Origin of the sequence: Aeromicrobium sp. UBA7512 (assembly GCF_002476985.1) — a bacterium.
Classification (GTDB): domain Bacteria; phylum Actinomycetota; class Actinomycetes; order Propionibacteriales; family Nocardioidaceae; genus Aeromicrobium; species Aeromicrobium phoceense.
Genome location: NZ_DLNK01000007.1, coordinates 424098 through 448321, shown reverse-complemented (window position 1 = coordinate 448321; position 24224 = coordinate 424098). Strand labels below are relative to the sequence as shown.

The 24224-nt window shown below is 69.6% G+C and carries 22 protein-coding genes; 9 read left to right on the top strand and 13 right to left on the bottom strand.

Annotated features, from left to right (window positions below):
• Nucleotides 1-144: 144 nt before the first annotated feature.
• The 3 genes from B2363_RS13015 to gyrB form a co-directional block, all read right to left on the bottom strand.
• Nucleotides 145-1149, bottom strand: a complete 1005-nt coding sequence (locus B2363_RS13015; protein WP_286930713.1) for a DUF3566 domain-containing protein — start codon at nt 1147-1149, stop codon at nt 145-147.
• Nucleotides 1142-3703: a DNA gyrase subunit A gene (gene gyrA / locus B2363_RS13010; RefSeq protein ID WP_286930712.1), complete on the bottom strand. Its 2562-nt coding sequence runs from the start codon at nt 3701-3703 to the stop codon at nt 1142-1144. Before gyrA ends, B2363_RS13015 begins: the two co-directional genes overlap by 8 nt.
• 74 nt (nt 3704-3777) lie before the next feature.
• The gene (gyrB, locus tag B2363_RS13005) at nt 3778-5766 is read right to left on the bottom strand and encodes a DNA topoisomerase (ATP-hydrolyzing) subunit B (RefSeq protein ID WP_286930710.1); all 1989 of its coding nucleotides are present in this window, start codon (nt 5764-5766) and stop codon (nt 3778-3780) included.
• A gap of 216 nt (nt 5767-5982) precedes the next feature.
• On the opposite strand from gyrB, the gene B2363_RS13000 reads away from it, so the two are divergent.
• Nucleotides 5983-6780 (top strand): phosphatase PAP2 family protein, encoded by a 798-nt coding sequence (locus tag B2363_RS13000; RefSeq protein ID WP_286930709.1) that lies wholly within the window; start codon nt 5983-5985, stop codon nt 6778-6780.
• A gap of 7 nt (nt 6781-6787) precedes the next feature.
• On the opposite strand, the gene B2363_RS12995 is transcribed toward B2363_RS13000, so the two are convergent.
• The 5 genes from B2363_RS12995 to dnaA all read right to left on the bottom strand — a co-directional run bounded on the left by B2363_RS12995 (nt 6788) and on the right by dnaA (nt 12274).
• Nucleotides 6788-7273 (bottom strand): DUF721 domain-containing protein, encoded by a 486-nt coding sequence (locus B2363_RS12995; RefSeq protein WP_286930707.1) that lies wholly within the window; start codon nt 7271-7273, stop codon nt 6788-6790.
• Entirely contained in the window at nt 7266-8417 is a 1152-nt protein-coding gene (gene recF, locus B2363_RS12990; protein WP_286930706.1) for a DNA replication/repair protein RecF, read from the bottom strand. Before recF ends, B2363_RS12995 begins: the two co-directional genes overlap by 8 nt.
• A gap of 21 nt (nt 8418-8438) precedes the next feature.
• Nucleotides 8439-9344, bottom strand: coding sequence for a phosphogluconate dehydrogenase (NAD(+)-dependent, decarboxylating) (gnd, locus tag B2363_RS12985; RefSeq protein WP_286930705.1), 906 nt, complete (start codon nt 9342-9344; stop codon nt 8439-8441).
• A gap of 26 nt (nt 9345-9370) precedes the next feature.
• Complete coding sequence (gene dnaN, locus B2363_RS12980) at nt 9371-10516, bottom strand: DNA polymerase III subunit beta (RefSeq protein WP_181753559.1); 1146 nt, start codon at nt 10514-10516, stop codon at nt 9371-9373.
• 330 nt (nt 10517-10846) lie between these two features.
• Nucleotides 10847-12274 (bottom strand): chromosomal replication initiator protein DnaA, encoded by a 1428-nt coding sequence (gene dnaA, locus B2363_RS12975; protein WP_286930704.1) that lies wholly within the window; start codon nt 12272-12274, stop codon nt 10847-10849.
• A 470-nt stretch (nt 12275-12744) separates the two neighbouring features.
• On the opposite strand from dnaA, the gene rpmH reads away from it, so the two are divergent.
• Genes rpmH through B2363_RS12935 form a run of 8 tightly spaced genes read left to right on the top strand, consistent with a single transcriptional unit; the run spans nt 12745 to nt 17428 of the window.
• Nucleotides 12745-12882 (top strand): 50S ribosomal protein L34, encoded by a 138-nt coding sequence (rpmH, locus tag B2363_RS12970; protein ID WP_078699619.1) that lies wholly within the window; start codon nt 12745-12747, stop codon nt 12880-12882.
• Between the two features lie 6 nt (nt 12883-12888).
• On the top strand, nt 12889-13239 hold the full coding sequence (gene rnpA, locus B2363_RS12965) for a ribonuclease P protein component (protein ID WP_286930703.1): 351 nt from the start codon (nt 12889-12891) through the stop codon (nt 13237-13239).
• Complete coding sequence (gene yidD / locus B2363_RS12960; protein ID WP_181756153.1) at nt 13239-13487, top strand: membrane protein insertion efficiency factor YidD; 249 nt, start codon at nt 13239-13241, stop codon at nt 13485-13487. Before rnpA ends, yidD begins: the two co-directional genes overlap by 1 nt.
• Nucleotides 13472-14467 carry a membrane protein insertase YidC gene (gene yidC / locus B2363_RS12955; RefSeq protein ID WP_286930702.1) on the top strand — a complete coding sequence of 332 codons (996 nt, stop codon included), beginning with the start codon at nt 13472-13474 and terminating at the stop codon, nt 14465-14467. The genes yidD and yidC overlap by 16 nt, the downstream gene beginning before the upstream one ends.
• Nucleotides 14460-14924: a protein jag gene (locus B2363_RS12950; RefSeq protein ID WP_286930701.1), complete on the top strand. Its 465-nt coding sequence runs from the start codon at nt 14460-14462 to the stop codon at nt 14922-14924. The genes yidC and B2363_RS12950 overlap by 8 nt, the downstream gene beginning before the upstream one ends.
• Nucleotides 14921-15535, top strand: a complete 615-nt coding sequence (gene rsmG / locus B2363_RS12945) for a 16S rRNA (guanine(527)-N(7))-methyltransferase RsmG (protein WP_286930700.1) — start codon at nt 14921-14923, stop codon at nt 15533-15535. Before B2363_RS12950 ends, rsmG begins: the two co-directional genes overlap by 4 nt.
• A gap of 49 nt (nt 15536-15584) precedes the next feature.
• Nucleotides 15585-16529, top strand: coding sequence for a ParA family protein (locus B2363_RS12940; RefSeq protein ID WP_376785978.1), 945 nt, complete (start codon nt 15585-15587; stop codon nt 16527-16529).
• Nucleotides 16526-17428 carry a ParB/RepB/Spo0J family partition protein gene (locus tag B2363_RS12935; RefSeq protein WP_286930699.1) on the top strand — a complete coding sequence of 301 codons (903 nt, stop codon included), beginning with the start codon at nt 16526-16528 and terminating at the stop codon, nt 17426-17428. The genes B2363_RS12940 and B2363_RS12935 overlap by 4 nt, the downstream gene beginning before the upstream one ends.
• A 61-nt stretch (nt 17429-17489) precedes the next feature.
• On the opposite strand, the gene trxA is transcribed toward B2363_RS12935, so the two are convergent.
• The 5 genes from trxA to B2363_RS12910 form a co-directional block, all read right to left on the bottom strand.
• Nucleotides 17490-17816, bottom strand: a complete 327-nt coding sequence (trxA, locus tag B2363_RS12930; protein WP_078699626.1) for a thioredoxin — start codon at nt 17814-17816, stop codon at nt 17490-17492.
• Nucleotides 17817-17840: 24 nt separating this feature from the next.
• Entirely contained in the window at nt 17841-18815 is a 975-nt protein-coding gene (trxB, locus tag B2363_RS12925; RefSeq protein WP_286930698.1) for a thioredoxin-disulfide reductase, read from the bottom strand.
• 76 nt (nt 18816-18891) lie between these two features.
• Nucleotides 18892-20463: a protein kinase family protein gene (locus B2363_RS12920; protein ID WP_286930697.1), complete on the bottom strand. Its 1572-nt coding sequence runs from the start codon at nt 20461-20463 to the stop codon at nt 18892-18894.
• A 47-nt stretch (nt 20464-20510) separates the two neighbouring features.
• On the bottom strand, nt 20511-22154 hold the full coding sequence (gene murJ, locus B2363_RS12915) for a murein biosynthesis integral membrane protein MurJ (protein WP_286930696.1): 1644 nt from the start codon (nt 22152-22154) through the stop codon (nt 20511-20513).
• Nucleotides 22147-24198: a DUF6049 family protein gene (locus B2363_RS12910; RefSeq protein WP_286930695.1), complete on the bottom strand. Its 2052-nt coding sequence runs from the start codon at nt 24196-24198 to the stop codon at nt 22147-22149. The genes murJ and B2363_RS12910 overlap by 8 nt, the downstream gene beginning before the upstream one ends.
• Nucleotides 24199-24224: the final 26 nt, after the last annotated feature.

Below are 24224 nucleotides of genomic sequence, written 5' to 3'. Positions count from 1 at the left end.
AGATTACCTCAGGGTCCCACCGGAGTTCCAATCGGGTCCGTGAGGGACCCATCACCCGCCACGAGTGGCGCAGAAAGGCCCGCCACTCGACGAGTGGCGGGCCGATTCGCGCCACTCGCGGGGAGAGGCGCTGGGGTCTGCGGACTACTTGCGCTCGCCGAAGGTCAGCTCGATGCCACCGAGGATGCCGGCCGCCAGGTTGTACAGGTGGGCGGCGATGGTGGCCAGGGCGGTCATGAAGATGACATTCAGGGCCGACACCAGCAGGGTCAGGCCCACGACGCGGCCGAAGCCCAGGTACTCGGTGATGTCGAAGCCGGAGGCGTCGTCGGCGAGCACGTTGGAGACGCTGTCGTTGAGGGCGCCCCACACGCCGGTGATCTGCATGACGAGCCAGAACACGGTGACCGCGACGACGCTGACCACCATGAGCGCGACCGAGACGACGAACGACATCTTCGTGACGCTCCACGGCTCGACGTGGCTCAGCTTCAGGCGTGCCGACCGACCGGAGTCGGCAGCGGGCGCCGTGGTGGTCTGCACGGACTTCGCAGGCTTCTTCGGCTCCGGCTTCTTGGGCTCGGCCTTCTTCGACTCGGGCTTGGGCGCCGGGGCCATCGTCGGCTCCGGGGCAGCCTTCTGCTCGGGCTTCGGGGCAGCCGGGGCGGGGGCGGCCGGAGCCGCCGCCGGTGCAGCCGCAGGCGCAGCGGCCGCAGCCGTCGCGCCAGCCGCCGTGGCACCAGCAACACCCGCGCCGGCGACGCCGGCAGCGGCACCGCCCTGACCCGGAGCCTTCTTAGGGACGGCAGCCGGCGCGTCCTTCTTCGCCGGCGCCGGGCGCTCGGGCGCCTTCTGCTGCGGCTGACCAGCCGGCTTCTTCGAAGGTGCGGGCGCCTCGGCCGGGACGGCCTTCAACGTCTGCGTGGGCCGGTCGTCCACGGGCGGGGCCGCGGGCTTGGGCGGAGCGGGCTGGTCGTCACGCACCGCCGGGATGACCGCGGTGGTGTCCGGGGTCGCCTTCGTCGTACGGGCGTACTCCGCCTTCGTCAGCGGGCGGCGTGCCGTGACCGACGGGGTCGTCCCGTTGGCCTTGGCGTTCTTCGCAGGCACGCCGTTCTGCTGACCGTTGTCCGGCTTCTGCTCACTCACTGTCGTCCCCGCTCGCTTCCGACTGCTCGGTTTCGTCCGTGGACTCCGGTGCCGCCACTACTGCGACCTCGGTGTTCCGGGCGATGGTGACCACGCGGTCGTTGCCCTTGAACTTCACGAAACTCACACCCATCGTGCCACGGCCCTTCACAGGAACACCGGATACGAGGCTCCGGGTGATCTGTCCGGACTCGGTCACGCTGATCACGTCGTCGGTGTCGCGCAGCACCAGGCCGCCCACCAACTCGCCGCGCGACTCGGTGATCTGCATGGCCTTGATGCCCAGTCCGCCGCGACCCTGGATGCGGTACTCGTCGATGCGCGTCTTCTTCGCGAAGCCGCCGTCGGTGACCGTGAAGACGTAGAGCTTCTGGCTCTCGTCGTCCTCGCCCTCCAGGTCGGCGCCGGCCTTGATGACCGTCATCGACAGCAGGGAGTCCTCGCCGCGGAACTTCATGCCCGTGACACCGGAGGTGGCGCGACCCATCGGGCGCAGCTGCTCGTCGTCGGCCCGGAAGCGGATCGACTGCGCCTTGCGGCTGATCAGCAGGATGTCGTCCTCGGGCGAGACCAGCTCGGCGCCGACCAGCTCGTCGTCCTCGTCGCGGAAGTTGATCGCGATGACGCCGGCCTGGCGGGGGCTGTTGTAGTCGGTGAGGCGGGTCTTCTTGACCAGGCCGCGCTTCGTGGCGAGCACCAGGTAGGGCGCCTGCTCGTAGTCGCGGACCGCCAGCACCTGGGCGATCTCCTCGTCGGGCTGGAACGCCAGCAGTCCGGCCACGTGGCCGCCGCGCGCGTCGCGGCCGCCCTCGGGCAGGTGGTACGCCTTGGCGCGGTAGACCCGGCCCGCCGTGGTGAAGAACAGGATCCAGTGGTGCGCCGTCGTGGAGAACACGTGCTCGACGACGTCCTCACCGCGCAGCGAGGCGCCGCGGACACCCTTGCCGCCGCGACCCTGCACGCGGTAGAGCTCGGTCTTCGTGCGCTTGGCGTAGCCGCCCTTGGTGATCGTGACGACGAGCTCCTCATCGGGGATGAGGTCCTCGTCGGACAGATCGCCGTCGGCGGCGATGATCTTGGTGCGGCGGTCGTCGCCGTACTTCGCGACGACCTCGGCCAGCTCCTCGCCGACGATCTCGCGCTGGCGCGCCTCGCTGGCCAGGATCGCCTTGAACTCGGCGATCTCGATCTCGATCTTGGCCAGGTCGTCGATGATCTTCTGGCGCTCGAGGGCGGCCAGGCGACGCAGCTGCATGTCGAGGATCGCGCGTGCCTGGAGCTCATCGATCTCGAGCAGCGCCTGCAGTCCCTCGTTGGCCTCGTCGGCCGTGGGGCTGCGGCGGATCAACGCGATGACGTCGTCCAGCATGTCGAGGGCCTTGACCAGGCCGCGCAGGATGTGGGCGCGCTCCTCGGCCTTGCGCAGGCGGAACTCGGTGCGACGACGGATGACGTCGACCTGGTGGTGGATCCAGTGCGAGATGAACCCGTCGAGGGTCAGCGTGCGCGGGACCTCGTCGACGATCGCCAGCATGTTGGCGCTGAAGTTCGTCTGCAGGTCGGTGTGCTTGTAGAGGTTGTTCAGCACGACGCGGGCGACAGCGTCGCGGCGGATCTCGATGACGATGCGGCGGCCGGCGCGGTCGCTGGACTCGTCACGCAGGTCGCTGATGCCCTGGACGCGGCCGGTCTGGGCCAGGTCGGCGATCTTGCGCATCAGGCCGTCGGGGTTCACCTGGTAGGGCAGCTCGGTGACGACGAGTTGCATGCGTCCCTTGGTGTCCTCCTCGATGTTCACCACGGCGCGCATCGGGACCGAGCCGCGACCCGTGCGGTACATGTCCTCGATGCCGCTGGTGCCGACGATGAGGCCGTCGGTGGGGAAGTCGGGGCCCTTGATGCGCGCCAGGAGCGCCTCGAGCAGCTCCTCACGGGACGCGTCGGGGTGCTCGAGCGCCCACTGGACGCCCTCGGCCACCTCGCGCAGGTTGTGCGGCGGGATGTTGGTGGCCATGCCGACGGCGATGCCGGCCGAGCCGTTGACCAGCAGGTTCGGGATGCGCGCGGGCAGCACCGAGGGCTCCTGCGAGCGACCGTCGTAGTTGGGCTTGAAGTCGACGGTCTCCTCGTCGATGTCACGCACCATCTCCATCGCGATCGGCGCGAGCTTGCACTCCGTGTACCGCATGGCGGCCGCGGGATCGTCGCCCGGCGAGCCGAAGTTGCCCTGGCCGCTGATCATCGGCGCGCGCATCACCCACGGCTGCGCCAGGCGCACCAGGGTGTCGTAGATCGCCGAGTCGCCGTGGGGGTGGTACTGACCCATGACGTCACCGACGATGCGGCTGCACTTGTTGAAGCCGCGGTCGGGGCGGTAGCCGCCGTCGTACATGGCGTAGAGGACGCGGCGGTGCACCGGCTTGAGGCCGTCGCGCACGTCGGGCAGCGCGCGCGCCACGATGACGCTCATCGCGTAGTCGATGTACGAGCGCTGCATCTCGTCCTGCAGCTCGACCGGTTCGGTGCGGTCGCTCTCGATCGGGGTGTCGGTCACTTCTGTGTCCTTCGTTCCGTGGTCTCGTGCCGCTGGCTAGCCGGGCGCCTCGACCACCGGGTGGTTCGGTGGGGTCAGATGTCGAGGAAGCGGACGTCCTTGGCGTTCCGCTGGATGAACGAGCGTCGCTGGTCGACGTCCTCGCCCATGAGGATCGTGAAGATCTCGTCGGCGACGGCCGCGTCGGCCAGGGTGACCTGGCGCAGCAGGCGACCGTCAGGATCCATGGTGGTCTCCCACAGCTCGCTGGCGTTCATCTCGCCGAGGCCCTTGTAGCGCTGGACCGGGGCGGTGTTGGGCAGCCGGTAGCCGGCATCGAGGCCGGCGGCCATGACGGCGTCGCGCTCGGAGTCGGAGTAGGCCAGCTCGTGGTGGTGGTTGGTCCACTTGATCTTGTAGAGCGGCGGCTGCGCGAGATACACGTGGCCGGCGTCGATCAGCGGCTTCATGAAGCGGAACAGCAGCGTCAGCAGCAGCGTGGTGATGTGCTGGCCGTCGACGTCGGCATCGGCCATCAGGACGATCTTGTGATAGCGCAGCTTGGCGATGTCGAAGTCCTCGTGGACACCGGTGCCGAGCGCGCTGATGATCGCCTGGACCTCGGTGTTCTGCATGATCTTGTCGATCCGCGCCTTCTCGACGTTGAGGATCTTGCCGCGCAGCGGGAGGATCGCCTGCGTCGCGGGGTTGCGGCCGTTGCGGGCCGAGCCGCCGGCCGAGTTGCCCTCGACCACGAAGATCTCGCACTCCTCCGGGTTGCGGCTGGAGCAGTCGATGAGCTTGCCCGGCAGTCCGCCGCCGGAGCCGAAGCCCTTGCGGTTGCGCGCCAGGTCGCGTGCCTTGCGGGCCGCCACGCGAGCGGCCGCGGCGTCGATCGACTTGCGGATGATGGTCTTGCCCTCGGCGGGGTTGCGCTCGAGCCAGGCACCGAGCTCGTCGTTCAGCACCTGCTGGACGAAGCCTTTGGCCTCGGTGTTGCCCAGCTTCGTCTTGGTCTGGCCCTCGAACTGCGGCTCCTCGAGCTTGATCGAGATGATCGCGGTGAGGCCCTCGCGGATGTCGTCGCCGGTGAGGCGGTCTTCCTTCTTCTTGATGAGGTTGTTGGCCTCGGCGAAGCGGTTGACCGTGGTGGTCAGCGCCGCGCGGAAGCCCTCCTCGTGCGTACCGCCCTCGTGCGTGTTGATCGTGTTGGCGAAGGTGTGGACCGACTCGCTGAAGCTGTCGTTCCACTGCATCGCGAGCTCGAGGGACAGGCCGTTCGCCTCGTCCTCACGCTCGAGGCTGATGATCTCGCGGTGGATCGGGGCCTTGCTGCCGACGTTGATGTGGTTGACGTAGTCGACCAGGCCGTTGTCGTAGCGGAAGGTGACCTCGCGCTCGACGTCGTCGACCACGCCCTCGTTGGGATCGGTGTCGTCGGCGTGGCGCTCGTCGCGCAGGGTGAGCTGGAGGCCCTTGTTGAGGAACGCCATCTCGCGGAAGCGCGTCTTGAGCGTCTCGTACTCGTAGGTCGTGGTCTCGAAGATCGTGTCCGAGGCGTAGAACGTGGTGGTGGTGCCGGTCTCGTCGGTCTCCTCCTCGCGCACGAGCGGCCCGTCGGGCACGCCGTAGGTGAAGGACTGGGTCCAGCGGTAGCCGTCGCGCTTGACCTCGACGTAGAGCTTGGTGGACAGGGCGTTCACGACCGAGACGCCGACGCCGTGCAGACCGCCGGAGACCTTGTAGCCGCCGCCGCCGAACTTGCCGCCGGCGTGCAGCGAGGTGAGCACCAGGGTGACCGCGGGGATCTTCTCCTCGGGGTGCTCGTCGACCGGGATGCCACGGCCGTCGTCGATGACCTTGACGCCACCGTCGGCCTGCAGCACCACCTGGATGTTGGTGGCGTAGCCGGCGAGGGCCTCGTCCACCGAGTTGTCGACGACCTCGTAGACGAGGTGGTGCAGGCCGCGCTCGCCGGTGGAGCCGATGTACATGCCGGGCCGCTTGCGGACCGCCTCGAGTCCCTCCAGGACCTGGATGTTGCTCGCGTCGTACGTGCTGGGTGTCTCGGGCGCCTGGGTCACCCAACCAGTATACGGGCCCATTCTGTGCGTCTGACGACACGACACCTCCTGTGCGGCGTTCTTCCTTTGTCCACAGGTGCCACTGAACGGCGCTAGAAGGGCTCTGGGAGCCGCGACGAGGGGGTCGACCAAGGTGGCCATCGTCCGGCGCCGGTTTCGGTCGCTCCAGCGCCGTGTGGCGAGTTCGCGTCACCGCCGGTCTGGAAGGCTGGAGGCGTGAGCTCCACGACCCGCCTGCCCGCGCGGGTGTCGGGACCGGCGCTGGCGACCGGCGCAGCGGCCGTCACCGCGCTCGTCCTGCTCGTGCGCGTGGCGCTGTCCTCCGCGCGGGGACAGGCCGCCGACGAGCGGGCAATGCTTACCGTCGCGGCGGGCCGCGAGGCCGAGCTGACCCTGCTGTCGATCCTCGGACGCGTGCCGATCTGGTCGGCCGCGACCCTCGCCGTGGTGTGCCTCCTGTTGGCCGCGCGGCGGCACCACTGGCGCGCCGTCTTCGCCGCGGCGGTCGTCATCGTGGGGTCGAACGTCACCACCCAGGTCCTCAAGCACGGCCTGCTCGACCGCCCTGACCTCGGCCACGGCGTCCACAACTCCCTGCCCAGCGGGCACGTGACCGTGGTGGTGTCGGTGGTGGCCGCACTGCTGATCGTCGTCCCAGCCGGAGCGCGGGCGCCCGTCGCGGGCCTGGGCACCTTCGCCTCCGGACTGACCGGCCTGTCCACGATCGTGGCCGGATGGCACCGGCCCGCCGACGTCGTGGCGGCGCTGTTGGTGGTGCTGACGTGGTGTGCGATCGCCGTGACTATCCACGGAGGGCGACGCGCCCGCACCCGTGCCGTCCTGCCCACCGCGCTGGCCGGAGCGGCCTGCTCGCTCCTGGGCATCGTGCTGATCGGGGTGCGTCCGGTGGAGGGGATGGACGGATTCCTCGACGCGTCGCTCGTGCTCGGCGCCGTCGCGCTCGTGTCGGCGCTCGTGGTGTCGGCCATCGCGTGGATCAGCCCCGACGCATGAGGCCGGCTCAGCCGTAGGTGTCGCGGGGCCCGCGCCCCTTCACGGAGCGCCGGCCCTTCTTCCAGCTGGGCGCCTGCGGTCCGCGGACGTCGATCCGCAGCACCTGGCCGTCGCCGAGCTCCTCGTTCAGCTTCGCCACGAGGCGTGGAGCGAGCATCTTGAGCTCCTTGGCCCAGGCCGTGGAGCTGGTCTCGAGGTAGACGACCCCGTCGGTGAAGTGGTCGACCTTGCAGTGCTGCGCCACCTCGGGACCGACGATCGAGGCCCAGTCGGAGAACACGCGCGAGGCGGCGAGCCGGTCGTTCCAGCCCTGGTTCCTCACCATCTCGCCGAGCACGTCGCCGAGGGCGACCGCGTCCTCGCGGCCGGGACGCCGTGCGGGACCGTTGCGGCGGATCGGCCGCCGGGTGCGCGCGGGCGGAGCGTTGCCGTTGCGGTAGGCGTCGGCGATCTCGCGGGCGAGGCGCAGGACGTCCTCGTTGTCCTCAGCCACGCGGCGTCACCACCGCGCCGGCCACGTCGAACGACTGACCCACGAGCTCGGGAGGGACGTCGCCCTCGACCGCGGCCGTGACCAGCACCTGCTCGGCGCCGGCGACGCGGGCTGCCAACCGCGAGCGACGGTCGCTGTCGAGCTCGGCGAACACGTCGTCGAGGATCAGGATCGGGTCGTCGCCGCGGAGTCCGGAACCTGACGAAGGGTCCTCGCGCAGCAGGGAGAACGCCGCGAGGCGCAGGGCCAGCGCGAGCGACCAGGACTCACCGTGGCTGGCGTACCCCTTCGCCGGGAGGTCGCCGATCCCCAGCAGCACGTCGTCGCGGTGCGGGCCGACGAGGCTGATGCCACGCTCGAGCTCCTCGCGGCGGCGGCGGCCGATCTCGTCCAGCAGGGCCTTGGCGATGTCGTCGGGGTCGCGCAGCTCCTCGATGCCCTCGACCGAGGGCTTGTAGACGAGGGAGACCACCTGGCGCTCGGCCGCGGCTCCGGCCGCGACGTCGCGGTACGCGTCGGTGGCGTGCGGCGCGAGGGCGTCGAGCAGGGCCAGTCGCGCCGCGACCAGCTGACCGCCCGTGCGCGCGAGGTTCTCGTCCCAGATGTCCAGCGTGGAGATCTCCACGTTGCTGCGCCGTCCCGCGGTCTTGAGCAGCGTGTTGCGCTGCTTGAGCACGCGGTCGTAGTCGGCCCTGACGCCCGCGAACCGGGGCGTGCGCATCACGACGAGGTGGTCGAGGAAGCGCCGCCGGTCGGACGGATCGCCCTTCACCAGCGCCAGGTCCTCGGGCGAGAACAGCACGGTTCGTGCGATCCCGACGAGGTCGCGCACGCGGGGCAGCGGGTTGCCATTCACGCGAGCGCGGTTCGCCCGGCCCGGGGTGATCTCCAGCTCCAGCAGTGCCGAACGGTCCTCGCGCTGGAGCTGGGCCCGGACGATCGCCCGCTCCGCGCCGGCCCGCACGAGGGGAGTGTCGGACGACACCCGGTGCGAGTCCAGCGTGGCGAGGTAGTCGATCGCCTCGACCAGATTGGTCTTGCCCTGCCCGTTGGCGCCGATGAACGCCACCGGCCCCGCACCCAGCTCGATATCGACCGAGCCGTACGACCGGAAGTCGGCCAGCTCCAGTCGGGTCACGTGCATGGGCCCAGCCTACGGCCGGCGTCAGGAGGCCGGAGGGACGTCCGGGCTCTCCTCGGCCGCACGGACCGCGTGGCCGCCGAACTGCTGGCGCATCGCGGCGACGGCCTGCATCGCGGCCGACTCGTCCTGGCGCGACACGAACCGCGCGAAGAGCGAGGCGGCGATCGTGGGGGCGGGCACCGAGTTGGCGATCGCGGCCTCGACGGTCCAGCGACCCTCGCCCGAGTCCTCGGCATAGCCGCGGATCTGCGACAGGTGCGGATCGTCCTCCAGCGCCTTGACCAGCAGGTCGAGCAGCCACGAACGGACGACCGTGCCGACGCGCCACGAGTTCAGCACCTCGGTGACGTTGTCGACCATGTCGACGGCCTCGAGCAGCTCGTAGCCCTCGGCGTAGGCCTGCATCATGGCGTACTCGATGCCGTTGTGGACCATCTTGCTGAAGTGGCCGGCACCGACGCGCCCGGCGTGGACGAAGCCGTTCTCGGCGTCGGGGCGCAGGGCGTCGAACGCCGGCTGCACCTTCGCGACGTCGGCGGCGTCGCCGCCGGCCATCAGCGCGTAGCCGTTCTCCAGGCCCCACACGCCACCGCTGACACCGCAGTCGACGTAGCCGATGTTCTTCTCGGCGAGCTGGGCCGCGTGGATCTCGTCGTCGGTCCAGCGCGAGTTGCCGCCGTCGACGACCACGTCGCCCTCGGAGAGCAGCTCCTTGAGCTCGGTGATGGTGCTGTGCGTGGGGTCGCCGTGCGGGACCATCACCCACACGACCTTGGGCGACGGCAGCTGCTCGACCATCTCGGCGAGCGAGCCGACGTCACTGAGCTCGGGGTCGCGGTCGTAGCCGACCACGGTCAGGCCGGCATTGCGCATGCGCGTACGCATGTTGCCGCCCATCTTTCCCAGTCCGACGAGTCCGATGTGCATGAGCGCCTCCCGACGTCGTGGCGCGTTCAGTTCTGCAGGCGAACCGGCATGATCAGGTAGCGGAATGCGCCATCGGGATCCGCTCCCACCTCCGCGACTCCGGACATCGCGGCAGGCTTGGTGTGCTGCGTGAAGGACAGGTGCACGACCGGCTCGGTCATGACCGACAGCCCTTCCAGCATGTAGTTGGGGTTGAAACCGATCGAGATGTCGTTGCCCTCGATCGTGGCCTCGACGCTCTCGGACGCCTGCGCCTCGTCGCCGCTGCCGGCCTCGAGGAGCACCTGGCCCTCGGAGAACGACAGGCGGACGGGCGTGTTGCGCTCGGCGACCAGCGCGACGCGCTTGACCGCGTCGACGAGGGTCTGGGTGCCGACGTAGGCGACCGTCTCGGCCTGGGCCGTGAACAGCTGGCGCACGCGAGGGAAGTCACCCTCGAGCAGGCGCGTGGTGGTGCGGCGGACGCCGCCACCGACCGTGCCCTCGAAGCCGATGAGGCCGTCGCCGGTCTCGCTGGTGGAGACGGCGATCGTGATGTCGCCGCCCGCGGTGAGTGCCTTCGCGGTGTCGGACAGGACGCGCGCGGGCACGAGGGCTCGCGCCGAGATGTCGGACGCCTCGGGGTACCAGGCCAGGTCGCGCAGGCTGGCGCGGAACCGGTCGGTGGCCATGAGGGAGATCGTGGAGCCCTCGAGCTCGAGGCGGATGCCGGTCAGCAGCGGGAGCATCTCGTCGCGCGACGCGGCGGCGCTGGCCTGGCCGACGGCGGTGGCGAAGTCGTCGGCCTTGACCGTGCCCGAGGACGTGGGCATCGCCGGGAGCTGCGGGTACTCGTCGACCGGCATGGTCTGGAGGCTGAAGCGCGAGCTGCCGCACGTGACCTGCACCTTGGTGCCGTCGTGCGCGACGTCGACCGGCTTGCCGGCCGGGAGGGAGCGGACGATCTCGGCCAGGAGTCGGCCCGAGACGAGCGCCTTGCCCTCGTCGCTCACCTCGGCGGGCAGCGTGGCCCGCGTGGACGTGTCGTAGTCGAATCCCGAGAGGTGGAGCTCGTCGCCGACGGTCTCGAGCAGGAGGCCGGTGAGGACGGGGACGCTCGGACGGGTCGGCAGACTCCGGGCGGTCCAGCCGACGGCGTCGGCGAGGGTGTCGCGATCGATGCGGAACTTCACGTTCGGGGGCCTCTCATTCGTCAGTCGAATCCTGCCACGGTGAGCCTTCTTCCACACCCATGGGTGCTGGTGACTTCGACTCGGGTTTCGGTCTTAGTACTTTCCGTCGTCGTAGTAGGGCCTGTGGATTCGGTGGACAACCGTGGTTTTTGCTGCGGGGCGGCGTTTCGGCCGGTGGATGAAGTTGTGTTCGGCGCAGTGGGGGGACTCGCTCGGGCTGTGGACGATCATCGCGTGTTCACATGTCATTCACATGCAGATCGCCCGGATGCACCGATTCGGGGCCTTCATGCACAGGAGTGTCCCCAGGTGTGGGTGGGGCGCAGGTAGTCAGGACTGTCGTGCCTGCTGGCGGATCCGGGCCGTCAGCTCGGTGACCTGGTTGTACACGGCGTGCTTCTCGGCCATGAGCTTGCGGATCTTGCGCTCGGCGTGCATCACCGTGGTGTGGTCGCGGCCGCCGAACTCACCGCCGATCTGCGGCAGGGACATCTCGGTGAGCTCGCGGCACAGGTACATCGCGATCTGGCGGGCGAGCACGAGGTTGCGCGAGCGGTTGGGGCCGCACAGCTCCTCGATCGTGTACTCGGAGTAGGCCGCGGTCTGGGCCATGATCATGCCGGCGGTGATCTCGGGGTCGTCGCCCTCGGCGATCAGGTCCTTCAGCACGATCTGGGCCAGCTGGAGGTCGACCGTGGTGCCGTTGAGGTTGGCGAAGGCGGTGGCGCGGATCAGCGCGCCCTCGAGCTCACGGATGTTCGTCTGGACCTTGCTCGCGATGAATTCGAGCACGTCGGCCGGCGCCGTGAGCTTCTCGGTGGCGGCCTTCTTGCGCAGGATCGCGATGCGGGTCTCGAGGTCGGGCGGCAGCATCTCGGTCTGAAGGCCCCAGCTGAAGCGGTTGCGCAGGCGCTCCTCGAGGGTTCGCAGCTCCGACGGCGGCCGGTCGGACGTCATCACGATCTGCTTGTTCTCGTTGTGCAGCGCGTTGAAGGTGTGGAAGAACTCCTCCTGCGTCGCGTCCTTGTTCTCGATGAACTGGATGTCGTCGACCAGCAGCACGTCGATCTCGCGGTACTTGCGTCGCAGCGCGGGGGTGCGGTTCTCACCGATCGCGTTGATGACGTCGTTGACGAACTCCTCGGAGCTGACGTAGCGAACCCGGGACGACGGGTAGAGGTTGATGACGTAGTGGCCGATGGCGTGGAGCAGGTGGGTCTTGCCCAGGCCGGAGTCGCCGTGGATGACCAGCGGGTTGTAGGCCTTGCCCGGTGCCTCAGCGGCCGCGACCGCGGCGGCGTGGGCGAAGCGGTTGGACGAGCCGATGACGAAGTTCTCGAACTGGTAGCGCGAGTTGAGCCGGGCCTCGGCGATGTTCGCGCGGTGCGAGGGGCCGGGGCCGCCCTTGGAGGCGGTGGGCCGGCTCACCCAGCTGGGAGTCAGCGAATCGTCGTCGTCCTCGAAGTCATCGTCCTTGTCGACAAATCTACTTGTCGTCTTGTCGTCTCCCGGATCCTCTTCCACGGTGATGCGTGAGGAGAGCAGGTCGGGTGTCTCGTCGACGACCTCGGGATCGATCGTGACGACCAGGCGGATGTCCTCGCCGGCCTGTGTCGTCAGCGACTGCTCGAGCGCGGGGCGCACACGCGACTCGAGCTGGGCCCGGGACAGATCGTCGTGGACGGCGACGATGAGGATGCCGTTGTGGAGCGAGAGGGGCTTGGCCGCGTAGACGAAGACCTTGGCTCCTGGGGACAAGGTGGCGACGGAATCGCGCCATACGGTCTCCAGATCCAGCTCAGCCTCGTCGCGCACCGCACAGCCTTCCTTCTTGCCGTAGCAGGAAATTCCCGAGTTCGACAGCGGCACCGAATGCGGCTGCCGCCGGTTGTTCACACTGTTGTCCACACGCTGTGTACGAGTCGGATGGATGACACGACCGTGCAAGGTGGTGTCCTGTGGATATCCCGTGACGCTAGCAGCCGGTACGGACCAGTCACAAGCGGGTTGACAGATTTGTGGAGGCCCTCCGGCGTGTCGCGTGGACCCACTTGGGCGATCAGGATAAGACTGGCCGCTTTGGGTCGGTTTGACCGCGTCATGCCGCCCCCCGTACCGTGGAGGGGTCGTCTCGAACGACGTCCGCCGCGTGCCCATGAACAGTTCCAGTCGTGGGCGAGCGGTGGCCTCCTCCAACTGGGCCACGTTTTCGTACCGAAGGACCTCCTGTGAGCAAGCGCACCTACCAGCCGAACAACCGTCGCCGCGCCAAGAAGCACGGCTTCCGCCTCCGCATGCGCACGCGTGCCGGCCGCTCGATCCTGGCCGCGCGCCGCCGCAAGGGCCGCGACAAGCTGTCGGCCTGATTCCGCGTGCTGCCGCGCGTGCACCGCATGCGCGACGGTGAGGTGTTCCGCCAGGCGATTCGTCGCGGTGGCAAGGGTGTGCAGCCCGACCTCGTCGTCCACGTGGGCGGACCTGTCGAACCGGCGGACGTCACGTCCGTCGGTTTCGTCGTGTCGAAGAAGGTGGGCCCGGCCCACGATCGCAACCTGGTGAAGCGCCGCCTGCGACACCTCATGCGTGAGCGCATCGACGCCGTCCCGGCCGGATCACGCGTCGTGATCCGTGCGCTTCCCGGCTCGGCCCGCCGGCCCGCGGCGCAGCTCGCTCCCCAGCTCGACCAGGCACTGCAGACCGCGTCGTCGCGAGTCCGGCGATGATGCGCTGGATCGTGGCGAGCCTGCTGCGCGCCTACCGCCTGGTCATCAGCCCGATGTACGGGCAGGTGTGCCGCTACCACCCCAGTTGTTCGGCCTACGCCCTCGAGGCGGTCGAGACGCACGGCGCCCTCAAGGGCTGCTGGCTCGCGATCCGTCGTCTGGGTCGCTGTCATCCCTGGGCGTCAGGCGGGTACGACCCCGTACCTGCCCGCGCCCATGAACGAGGAGAAGCATGTTCGACTTCCTAAGCAGCATCGGTGGCGCCATCATGACGCCGCTGTACTACTTCGTGTCGGGGATCATCCTCGGGTGGCATTGGCTGTTCGAGCAGATCGGCATGGACCCCGACGCCGGGTGGACCTGGGTGCTGTCGATCGTGGGCCTGACGATCACGATCCGTGCGATGCTGATCCCGCTGTTCGTCAAGCAGATCAACTCCAGCCGGAACATGCAGCTGATTCAGCCGCAATTGCAGGAGTTGCGCAAGAAGTACGGGCACGACCGGGAGCGCTTCGCCCAGGAGCAGATGAAGCTGTTCCAGGAGACGGGCACGAACCCGTTCTCCTCCTGCATGCCGCTGCTGCTGCAGATGCCGATCTTCTTCGCGCTGTTCCGCGTGATCGACCAGGCAGCGCGCAAGGGCGCCGAGGGTGCCAAGGGCTTCCTCTCCGGTGAGCAGGCCGAGTCGCTGGCCAACGCCCAGTGGCTCGGCGGCAAGATCGCCGACACCTTCCTCTCCAGCGAGCACATCGAGACGAAGATCATCGCCATGGTGATGGTCATCGCCATGTGCGCCACGCAGTTCTTCACCCAGAAGCAGCTGATGGCCAAGAACATGCCGCCGGAGGCGCTCAACGGCCCCTTCGCGCAGCAGCAGAAGATCCTGCTCTACGTCCTGCCGGTCGTGTTCGCCGTGTCTGGTGTCGCCTTCCCGCTCGGCGTGCTCGTCTACTGGACGACCTCCAACCTCTGGACCATGGGCCAGCAGTTCTGGGTCATCCGCAACAACCCCGCTCCCGGCACCCCCGCCTTCAAGGCGAAGCAGGACCGCGACCGGGCCAAGGGCAAGCTCGTGCAGGACGACCCGATCGCCGAGGCGAAGGCCGAGGCTGAGGAGCAGCGCATCAAGCGCCAGCAGCCGAAGAAGCAGTCACGCGACAAGCGACGCAAGTCCGGTGGTACGCCGCCGAAGCCGACCAAGCCCGCCAAGGAGGATTCCGATGAGTGACACCGATCTGGAACGCGAAGGCGACATCGCCGCCGACTTCCTCGAAGAACTGCTCGACATCGCCGACCTCGATGGTGACATCGACATCGACGTGGACGGCGACCGTGCCGCTGTGGAGATCATCGGTGGCAACCTGAGTCACCTCGTGGGACGCGACGGCGAGGTGCTCGATGCGCTGCAGGAGCTCACGCGCCTGGCGGTCTACCGCGAGACCGGCGCCCGCAGCCGGCTGATGCTCGACGTCGACGGTCACCGCGCGGCGCGCAAGGCTGAGCTCGTGGAGATTGCCGCTGAGGCCATTGAGCGCGTCAAGGCCGAAGGCGAGTCCGTTGCCCTGGCGCCCATGTCCCCCTTCGAGCGCAAGGTCATCCACGACGCCGTGGCCGACGCCGGCCTGCGGAGTGAGTCTGACGGCGCCGGCGCAGGCCGCCACGTCGTGGTACTCCCGGCCGAGTGACTGTTTCACGTGAAACGGTGTTCGGTGAGCGGCTTCCGCTCGCCGAGCGCTACGCCGAACTTCTGGCCACTTCCGGGGTCGAGCGAGGTCTGATCGGCCCTCGTGAGGTCGACCGGCTGTGGGAACGGCATCTCTTCAACTGCGCGGCGCCCGTCCCCCGGGTGCCCGAGGGCGCCGGCGTTGCGGACGTGGGCTCGGGAGCCGGACTACCCGGCCTGGTCTGGGCGATTGCCCGCCCTGACCTCCACGTCACCCTGATCGAGCCCCTCCTGCGCCGCACCACATGGCTCGAGGAGGTGGTGGCCGATCTGGGTCTCGACGATCAGGTCACTGTGCTGCGGGCACGCGCTGAGGACGTCGACCAGACCTTCGACGTCGTGACGTCGCGTGCCGTGGCCGCTTTGGACAAGCTCGCGCGCTGGTGCATGCCGCTCGTGAAGCCGGGTGGACTCATGCTGGCGCTCAAGGGCCGCAGTGCAGCCGAAGAGGTGGAGACTGCGCGCGCCACCCTCGCTCGGCTCAAGGCCGGCGATATCGTGGTGGCCACGTACGGGCACCGGTGGGATCTCGAGGTTCCCACCACGCTCGTCGAAGTCCAGCGCCGCCGATGACACACCGTGGGACCACCGATGTTCCACGTGAAACACGACAGGAGCCGTAGTGACGATCCCGACTGCCGCTGACTTCGCCGAGGAGCCGCTGAGGGCGTCAGCGTCCACTCCCCTCGCGGATCAGGCCGGATACCACGTCGAACTGATGGAACGTCTGGCCTCCACCGGCCGGTACGACCGTCCCCGGAAGACGCGTGTCTTCGTGGTCGCCAACCAGAAGGGCGGCGTGGGCAAGACGACCACGTCGGTGAACCTCGCCGCCGCGATGGCCGCGCGGGGGCTGTCGGTGCTGCTCATCGATCTCGATCCCCAGGGCAACGCGTCCACCGCGGCCGCGATCCCTCACGGGTCGGGCACCCCTGGGACGTACGAGGTCCTCCTCGACGCGCTGCCGATTCAGGACGCGATCCAGACGAGTCCCGACGTCCCGGGTCTGCGCGTGGTCCCGGCCACGATCGACCTCGCGGGCGCGGAGATCGAGCTGGTGATGCTGGAGCAGCGCGAGCGTCGGCTCCGCACGGCCATCGACGACTACCTCGCCGGCCCCGGCCGGGACATCGACTACGTCTTCATCGACTGCCCTCCCTCGCTGGGCCTGCTCACCGTCAACGCGATGGTGGCGGCGCGCGAGGTGCTGATCCCGATCCAGTGTGAGTACTACGCCTTGGAGGGACTGAGCCAGCTGCTCGGCAACATCGAGCTGGTCCAGCAGCACCTGAACTCCGACCTTGACGTCTCGACGATCTTGCTGACGATGCACGACGCCCGAACGAACCTCTCGTCGAGCGTGGCGGCTGAGGTTCGAGGCCATTTCGGCGATCGCGTGCTCTCCACGGCGATTCCGCGCTCGGTGCGCATCAGTGAGGCACCGGGCTACCAGCAGACGATCATCACGTACGATCCGAACTCGACGGGAGCGCTGTCCTACCTGGAGGCTGCTCGCGAGATCACTGAGCGCGGCGCGGCCCTCGCGCAGCAAGGAGCATCGTCATGAGCAACCCCCGACCCGGTCTCGGCCGCGGACTCTCGGCCCTGATCCCCACCTCGCCGGCCCAGGCGAAGGAGTCCGGACTCGCCGAGATCCAGGGGGCCCGACTGCGGGACATCCCCGTGGGCCAGATCTCGCCGAACCCTCGCCAGCCGCGCACGGTGTTCGACGAGGAGGCGATGGGCGAGCTCGTCCACTCCATCAAGGAGATCGGCCTGCTGCAGCCGATCGTGGTGCGCCAGACCGGCGCGGAGACCTATGAGCTGATCATGGGGGAGCGGCGTTGGCGCGCCCACCAGAAGGCCGAGCTGCCGACCATCACGGCAGTCGTGCGCGAGACCACCGACGAGGACCTGCTGCGCGACGCGTTGCTGGAGAACCTGCACCGGTCCGAGCTCAACCCGTTGGAGGAGGCGGCTGCGTACCAGCAGCTGCTCGAGGACTTCGGCTGCACGCAGGAGGAGCTCTCCGAGCGCATCGGGCGCTCCCGTCCCCAGATCACCAACACGATTCGCCTGTTGAAGTTGCCCCCGGCCGTGCAGCGCCGGGTGGCGGCCGGTGTGCTCTCGGCAGGACATGCCCGTGCCCTGTTGTCGGTGCCGAACCCCGACCTGCAGGACCGTCTGGCCTCCCGGGTCGTCGCGGAAGGGATCTCCGTGCGCCAGCTCGAGGAGATCGTCCGCTTCGGCGAGGAGGAGGCCACCCCGGCGGCGCGCAAGCTGTCGACGCGCCCCACCTCGGCGCGGGTCGGCGAGCTCGCACACCGGCTCTCCGAGCGCTTCGACACCCGGGTCAAGGTCGACTTCGGCAAGTCCAAGGGCAAGATCGTGGTCGAGTTCGCCACGATCGGGGACTTGGAGCGCATCGTCGAACTGATGGACCCGGCTCCCGCTCCTCCGCAGTAGTCGAGAAAACAATAAATCCACTTGTCGACAAATCGACAAGTGGATTTATTGATTCAGCAGGTCAGGCCACGAACTCCGAGATCTCGGTGAGGATCGCGGACTTGGGGCGGACGCCCACGATGCTCCGCACGAGCTCGCCCTGGTAATACAGGTTGATCGTGGGAAGGCCGGTCACGCGGTACTGCGCGGGGGTGACCGGGTTGGCGTCGGCGTCCATCTTGACGATGGTCAGCGCGCCCTCCTTCTCGTTCGCGATCTCCTCCAGGATGGGCGCGAGCTGGCGGCACGGGCCGCACCAGGATGCCCAGAAGTCGACGAGGACCGGGCCCTCGGCCTTCAGGACGGTGGACTCGAAGTCGGCGTCGGTGACGGCGGCGATGTCAGCCATGGATTCTCCTCTGGGTGGTGGTGGTCAGTCGGTCAGGGCGACCGCAGGCTCGGGGAAGCCGGCATGCTCGATGTCGGCGAGGAAGCGCTCGGCGTCCAGGGCGGCCTGGCAGCCGGTGCCCGCGGCCGTGATGGCCTGGCGGTAGGTGTGGTCGACGAGGTCGCCCGCGGCGAAGACGCCGCGCAGGTTGGTGGCGGTGGAGCCGGGCTGGACGAGGACGTAGCCCTCGTCGTCGAGGTCGACCTGCCCGGTGAGCAACTCGGAGCGCGGGTCGTGGCCGATCGCGATGAACAGGCCGCTGACGTCGAGCCGGCGGGTCTCCCCGGTGACGGTGTCGCGCAGCGTGACGCCCTCGAGGATGCCGTCGCCGTGGATCTGGTCGACGGCGCTGTTCCACGCGAACTCGAGCTTGTCGTTGGCGTAGGCGCGGTCGGCCATGATCTTGCTGGCGCGCAGCTCGTCGCGACGGTGGATCAGCGTGACCTTGTCGGCGAAGCGGGTGAGGAACAGCGCCTCCTCGACGGCGGAGTCGCCGCCACCGACGACGGCGATGTCCTTGCCGCGGAAGAAGAAGCCGTCGCACGTGGCGCACCAGCTGACGCCGTGCCCGGAGAGCGCGTCCTCGCCCTCGATGCCGAGCTTGCGGTAGCCCGAGCCCATCGCGAGGATCACGGCGTGGGCGCGGTAGGTGTTGCCGTTGGCCAGGGCCACGGTCTTGATGTCGCCGGTGAGGTCGACCGAGGTGACGTCGTCGGACACCAGCTCGGCGCCGAAGCGGTCGGCTTGGGCGCGCAGGTTGTCCATCAGGGCCGGGCCCATGATGCCGTCGGGGAAGCCGGGGAAGTTCTCCACGTCGGTGGTGTTCATCAGGGCGCCACCGGCGGTGACGGAGCCCTCGAACACGAGCGGCTTGAGGTTGGCACGCGCGGCGTAGATGGCGGCGGTGTACCCGGAGGGGCCGGAGCCGATGATGATGAGACTGCGGACGTCGTCGGTCATGGAGGAGCGCTTTCGATCGGGTTCACGTGCTTCAACGGATTCTAGGTGGTGAATGTTCCCTGCCATCGCCGGCGGCTCACCGGCCGCGGACGATCGCGGCGCGGATCTCCCCGCGGTACTCACCCTCGGCGATCCGGGGCAGTCCGCGCAGCCACACGACCACGTACCGCGTGCGGACGTCGCGCGGCAGGGCGACGGAGAGGTCCTCGGCGGCGCCGTTCAGCGTGGCGACCTCGCGCAGGTCGTCGAGCGAGGTCGGCAGCTCGCTGATCGACGACGGGGCGGTCAGGATCGACAGGTCGGTGGGGCTGCCCGCGAGGCGCAGCCGTACCTGCTCGACCTGCCGCACGGTGCCGAGATCGAGGATCAGTCCGACGCCGTCCTTGAGCCCGCCCAGGTCGGCGCGCCCGTAGTAGGTGCTCGTGCGCCACCCGTTGTCGGGATCCTCGTCGAGGATGGCCTCCGCCTGCTCCGGGTTCTCGCTCCCGTCCTCGCCCTGCGGGTCGAAGTCGACGACGCGCGAGACCGGAAGCACCCGCACCGGGACGTCCGGGGCGGACTGGGCGTACGGGTCGCCCTCGCGTCCGGCCTCGCGCCCCACGAGGAACGCCAGCACGCCCGAGAGGATGATCGCCGTCACCAGGCCGAGCAGCACCAGGGCCCGGTCGCCGTGCGTCATCATCTGCATGCGGGCGGCGAATCGCTCGCGGCGCGTGGGCGGCTTGGGCTCGAACGCCTTCGGGCGGCGCCGCGGGGGCTCCAGGCCGGGCGGCGGTCCCGACGGCTCGACCACCGGGTCGAGGCGCAGCAGGTCGGGCGAGGTGACGTCGTAGCCGAGCGGCTCGTCGAAGAGGTCCTCGTCGCCCTCGCGGGCCTCGTAGAGCTCACGCGCGATGTCTCCGGCGGTGGTGAGCGCGTCGTGCGGGTGCCGAGCCGGCTCCAGGATGCGGTCGCAGATGTCGTCGACGTCGCGCAGGACGCCGGCGCGCACCTTCCGCGGCCGCAGGAGGTGCCCGTGCTCGGTGGGAGCGGCCCGCAGCCCGTCGACGTGCCCGCCGGGCCAGCGGCTCACCAGGCACGCGTAGAGCAGCTTGCCGAGGGCCTGCACGTCGGCGGCGCGGTAGGCCGCGAGGTCGTCGTCGGAGTCCTGGTGGTCGGCGGGCGCTAGCGCGGTGGCCACGCCGAGCCCGACGATCCGGACCGCGCCGGACTCCTTCAGCATGATCTGGTGCGGCGTGAGCCGGCGGTGGACGAGGCCGCGGTCGTGCGCGTGGGCGAGCGACTCGGCCACCTCGGCGACGATTGCGGCGGCGCGGCGGTTCGGCAGCGGCGACTGGGCCAGCAGGCGGCTCAGCGGCGTGGCCTTGGCCCACTCGCGCACCACGACGTGGACGCCGTCCTCGTCCTGGAGCAGGTCGAGAACCCGCAGGAACCGGTGGTCGGTGACGCTGGTCGAGCGGCGGGCGGCCTCGAGGAAGTTCGGGCCCCGGGGATCGTCGGCGGGGAGCAGCTCGACCCGCACGTTGCGGTGCAGGACCCGGTCGACAGCACGCCAGTTGGAGGCGCCGAGGCTCTCACTGACCAGGTCGGCGAGCTCGTACCGCGAGGCGAGCACGTCGCCGGAGACGTGGGGTCTCCGGTCGCTCATCAGTCCTCCTCGGCCGGTGCGGGCGCACCACGTCCATCGTACGGGCGTCAGCCACGTCGCATGACGCTTGAGACCACATACCTCAGCTCCTCCACGCGCAGCAGGCGCGCGACCAGAACCGTGGTGGCGGCACCGGCCAGGCCCACCAGGACCAGCTCACCCAGCGCGGACAGCGGCGAGAGGTCGCCCTCGGCCACGAACCGGTCCCAGCCCCAGCGGCCGAGCAGCATCACCGCGGCCGCGGCGGTGCACACGAGCGCGAGCCGGACGACGAAGCGAACCGTCTCGGGGTCGGCCAGCGAGCCGATCCGCCGCGACAGCACCGTGACCGAGATGGCCAGGCCCGCCGTGTACGCCAGTCCGTAGGCCAGGGCCAGCCGCGTGGAGACCTCGATCGGGGCCGCACCGGTGGTGAGCGCGACGGCCAGGCCGATGTTCGCGGCGGCGATGGCCAGCTGGATCCAGAAGGGCGTCCGGGTGTCCTCCAGCGCGTAGAACCCGCGCAGGACGATGTAGTGCGTGCTGAACATGACCAGCGCCAGGGCGAACGCCGAGATGGTCGTCCCGATCGCGTCCGTGTTTCCCCGGGCCGCGCCGAATCCGGCCAGGACCGAGGCGATCGGCAGTCCGAGACAGGCCACCGCGACCGCGATCGGCGCGATCAGCATCAGCGCCAGGCGCAGCGTGCGGCTCAGCTCGAGCCGCATCCGGGCGTAGTCGTGCTCGGCGGCGCGAGCGGCGAGGGTGGGGATGATCGCGGTCGCCAGGGACACGGTGATGACGCCGTGCGGGACCTGGCTGATCAGGAAGCCGACGTCGTAGACGACCTGTCCGGCGCTGGAGACCTTCTGCTTCACACCCTCGATGTCGGCGCCGGACGCGAGCCGGACGATGACGAAGTACGAGATCTGGTTGACGACGATGAACGCCAGGGTCCACGCGCCGAGCCGCAGCGTGTGGCCCAGGCCGACGCCGCGGAAGTCGAAGCGGGGGCGGTAGTGGAAGCCCACCTGACGCAGGAACGGCACCAGCACGAGGGCCTGCACGGCGATGCCGAGCGTCGACCCCAGGCCCAGCAGCCAGGCCTCTCCGGTGCTGAAGCCGTCGGCCGCGCCAGGGCTGGCCACGCCGAAGATCACGGCGTACGCACCCAGCACCGTGAGGGCCACCAGGTTGTTCACGATCGGGGCCCACATCATGGGGCCGAAGCGCTGGCGCGAGTTCAGGATCTGACCGACGAGCACGAACGCGCCGTAGAAGAAGACCTGCGGCATGCACAGCAGCATCAGCAGGTAGGCCGACTCGCGCTGGCGCGTGAACTCGTCGGTGAACATGTCGGGTCCGAACAGCAGGCGCAGCAGGAGCGGTACCGCCACCATCAGCAGGATCGTGGCCACGCCCAGCACGAGCAGGCCCAGGGTGACGATGCGGTTGGCGTACGCGTCGCCCCCGTCGGGGTCGTTCTTCATGGCGCGGACGAGCTGGGGCACCAGGACCACATTGAAGATGCCGCCGGCGACCAAGATGTAGAGCGAGTTCGGGATCGAGTTCGCGACGTTGAACAGCGAGCCGTTCAGTGCGCTGCCGACCACCGCGAGCAGCACGAGCGACCGCAGCAGGCCGGTGATGCGCGAGACGATCGTCCCGAGCGCCATCCACGCACTGGCGCGCGCGAGGTTCGGGTCACTCATCGGGGCCCTCGAAGCCGTCGGCCTCCGCCTCCGGAGCCGCGGCCCGGCGGCGCCGGCCCAGGAAGCGGCGGGCCCAGGTGGCGACGACGAGCAGGCCGGCCGCGGCCATCGCGACCCACACGATGAGCCCCACGTTGCTGCTGCGGATGTTGAACACCGCCGGCTCGCCGAAGGTGACGCCGCCGTCCGTCGCAAGACGCGCGCTGACCGTGCTCGACGTCTGGTCTCCGAGATCGACCTGCACCGTGAACGTGTGCCGTTCGCCCGCGTCGATCTCGACGGGCTCGATGTCGTCGAGCTCCAGCGAGGAGTTGTCGGCGACGAGGTCGAGCCCCACGCGCACGGTCTTGTCGGTCTCGTTCGCCAGCGTGAGCGGGAAGCCCCCGCGACTGCTCGACAGGGTGATGGTGGACGGACTGTCGATCGAGATGCTGTCCAGGTCGGACTCGAGCGCCGCGAGCTCGCGACTCACGCGCTGGTCGAGCGCGGTGGTGTTCGGCCGCCAGCGCACCGACATCAGCGCCGCGATGTCGCGGTCGTGGTCGGCACGCGTCGGGTCGACCACCACGGAGTCGTGGAGGTTCGCCACCTCCGAGAGGTTCGCGATGGCGTCGAGGGTGGCCGCGCCCAGGGAGCGCGTGTCGACCTCCTCGACCACGTCGCCGCTGTAGTTCGGGGGGGCCGAGCGGGTCAGGTCGGTGGCGGTGACCGGACGGGTGAGGCCGCCCGAGCCGCTCGTGGTCACCGCCTGCGCGATCACCGGACCACCGGTGGTGCCGGGATCCCAACTCGGATCGACGATCGTGAGGGCGTCGGACCGCGAGTTCCTGTCGCTCTCGCGCGAGACGGCGCCCAGCGCCGCGTCGGTGAGGATCCGCTGGCGCATCGTCACGGGCGTCTCGCTGCCGGGCACGTCGGGCAGGGCGCCGTTGACGAGCAGCGGCAGGGGCCCGTTGAGCGTCTCGAGGTTCACGACCGAGCCCAGGCGAGGCTCCCAGCCGGGCAGGGTCTGGCGCGAGACGAGTGTGGGCCCGTCGCCGCGGGCGCGGATGTCCTCGAGCATCGCCAGCGTGGTGCCCGCGATCGTGGGCCACGAGGCCCGAGGGCCGCTCAGGGCGTTGTCGGCCAGGCTGTCGTCGGTGGCCCGGTCCACGCGCTTCCACAGCGTCTCGGCGTTCTCGGGGTAGCGACTCAGGGCGAGCTCGTCGGGGCGCGCGTAGGACACGATCCACGTGGCCGAGTCGAGCGCGAGCCCGCGCAGGTCGGCCAGCCAGTCGGTCACCGCGGCGGTCTCGGCCGCGGTGAGGTCCACGCCCTGGGGGAGGTTCTCGGGATCGGTCAGCCGGGTGAGGTCGTCGAGGATCGAGGGATCCAGCACGATCGAGCGGCCCTCGCGGGGTGTCGCGGCGGCGGCGTCGAGGTAGCGGCGCAGCTGCCCCTGCTGCACCGAGCGGGCGGCCTCCTCCAGCTCGCTGCCGTCGGGCTCCCACGTGGGGGTGAACGGCCAGACGAGGCCGGCCGGGACGGGCGCGGCGGGATCGGGCACCCACGGCAGGAAGGTGGTGGCCCGCGCCACCGCGTCGTTCGACCGCTGGCCCTCCTCGTCGGTGGCCAGCACCTGGACGCCGACGGGGTACACCCCGCCCGGGCCCGACAGCCCCAGCCGCGAGACGGGCACCGAGACCGTGAACCGGCGCACCCCTCCCGGGGCGAGGTCACCCAGCTCGGCGAACGAGCCGGCGTCGATCACGCGCTCGCCGGTGTAGGACTGGCCGTCCTCGATGGCGGACTCGATCTGGCCGCGCGACTGGAACGGCGTGCGCGGGATGACGAGGTAGGCCTGCACCGAGGTCCACGGCGTGGATCCGGTGTTGCGGACGATGCCGCTCATCGTGATGGTGGCGTCGGCCGACAGCCGCGAGGGCGTCAAGCCGTCGATGCGGACGCCCAGCGAGCCGTCGGAGGCGGTGGCGCTCGGGCTCGGAGCACCCACGAGCAGCGACACCGCGACCACGAGGGCGGTCAGCCACGCGCGGATCGTCACCACGTCATCGTAGTGGGAGCGACGTC

Coding starts and splice junctions, on each gene's coding strand:
- recF (WP_286930706.1), bottom strand. CDS start 8,417: ATGCACGTGACCCGACTGGAGCTGGCCGACTTCCGGTCGTACGGCTCG.
- gnd (WP_286930705.1), bottom strand. CDS start 9,344: ATGCACATCGGACTCGTCGGACTGGGAAAGATGGGCGGCAACATGCGT.
- yidD (WP_181756153.1), top strand. CDS start 13,239: ATGCGCTGGATCGTGGCGAGCCTGCTGCGCGCCTACCGCCTGGTCATC.
- yidC (WP_286930702.1), top strand. CDS start 13,472: ATGTTCGACTTCCTAAGCAGCATCGGTGGCGCCATCATGACGCCGCTG.
- B2363_RS12950 (WP_286930701.1), top strand. CDS start 14,460: ATGAGTGACACCGATCTGGAACGCGAAGGCGACATCGCCGCCGACTTC.
- B2363_RS12935 (WP_286930699.1), top strand. CDS start 16,526: ATGAGCAACCCCCGACCCGGTCTCGGCCGCGGACTCTCGGCCCTGATC.
- trxA (WP_078699626.1), bottom strand. CDS start 17,816: ATGGCTGACATCGCCGCCGTCACCGACGCCGACTTCGAGTCCACCGTC.
- trxB (WP_286930698.1), bottom strand. CDS start 18,815: ATGACCGACGACGTCCGCAGTCTCATCATCATCGGCTCCGGCCCCTCC.
- B2363_RS12920 (WP_286930697.1), bottom strand. CDS start 20,463: ATGAGCGACCGGAGACCCCACGTCTCCGGCGACGTGCTCGCCTCGCGG.
- murJ (WP_286930696.1), bottom strand. CDS start 22,154: ATGAGTGACCCGAACCTCGCGCGCGCCAGTGCGTGGATGGCGCTCGGG.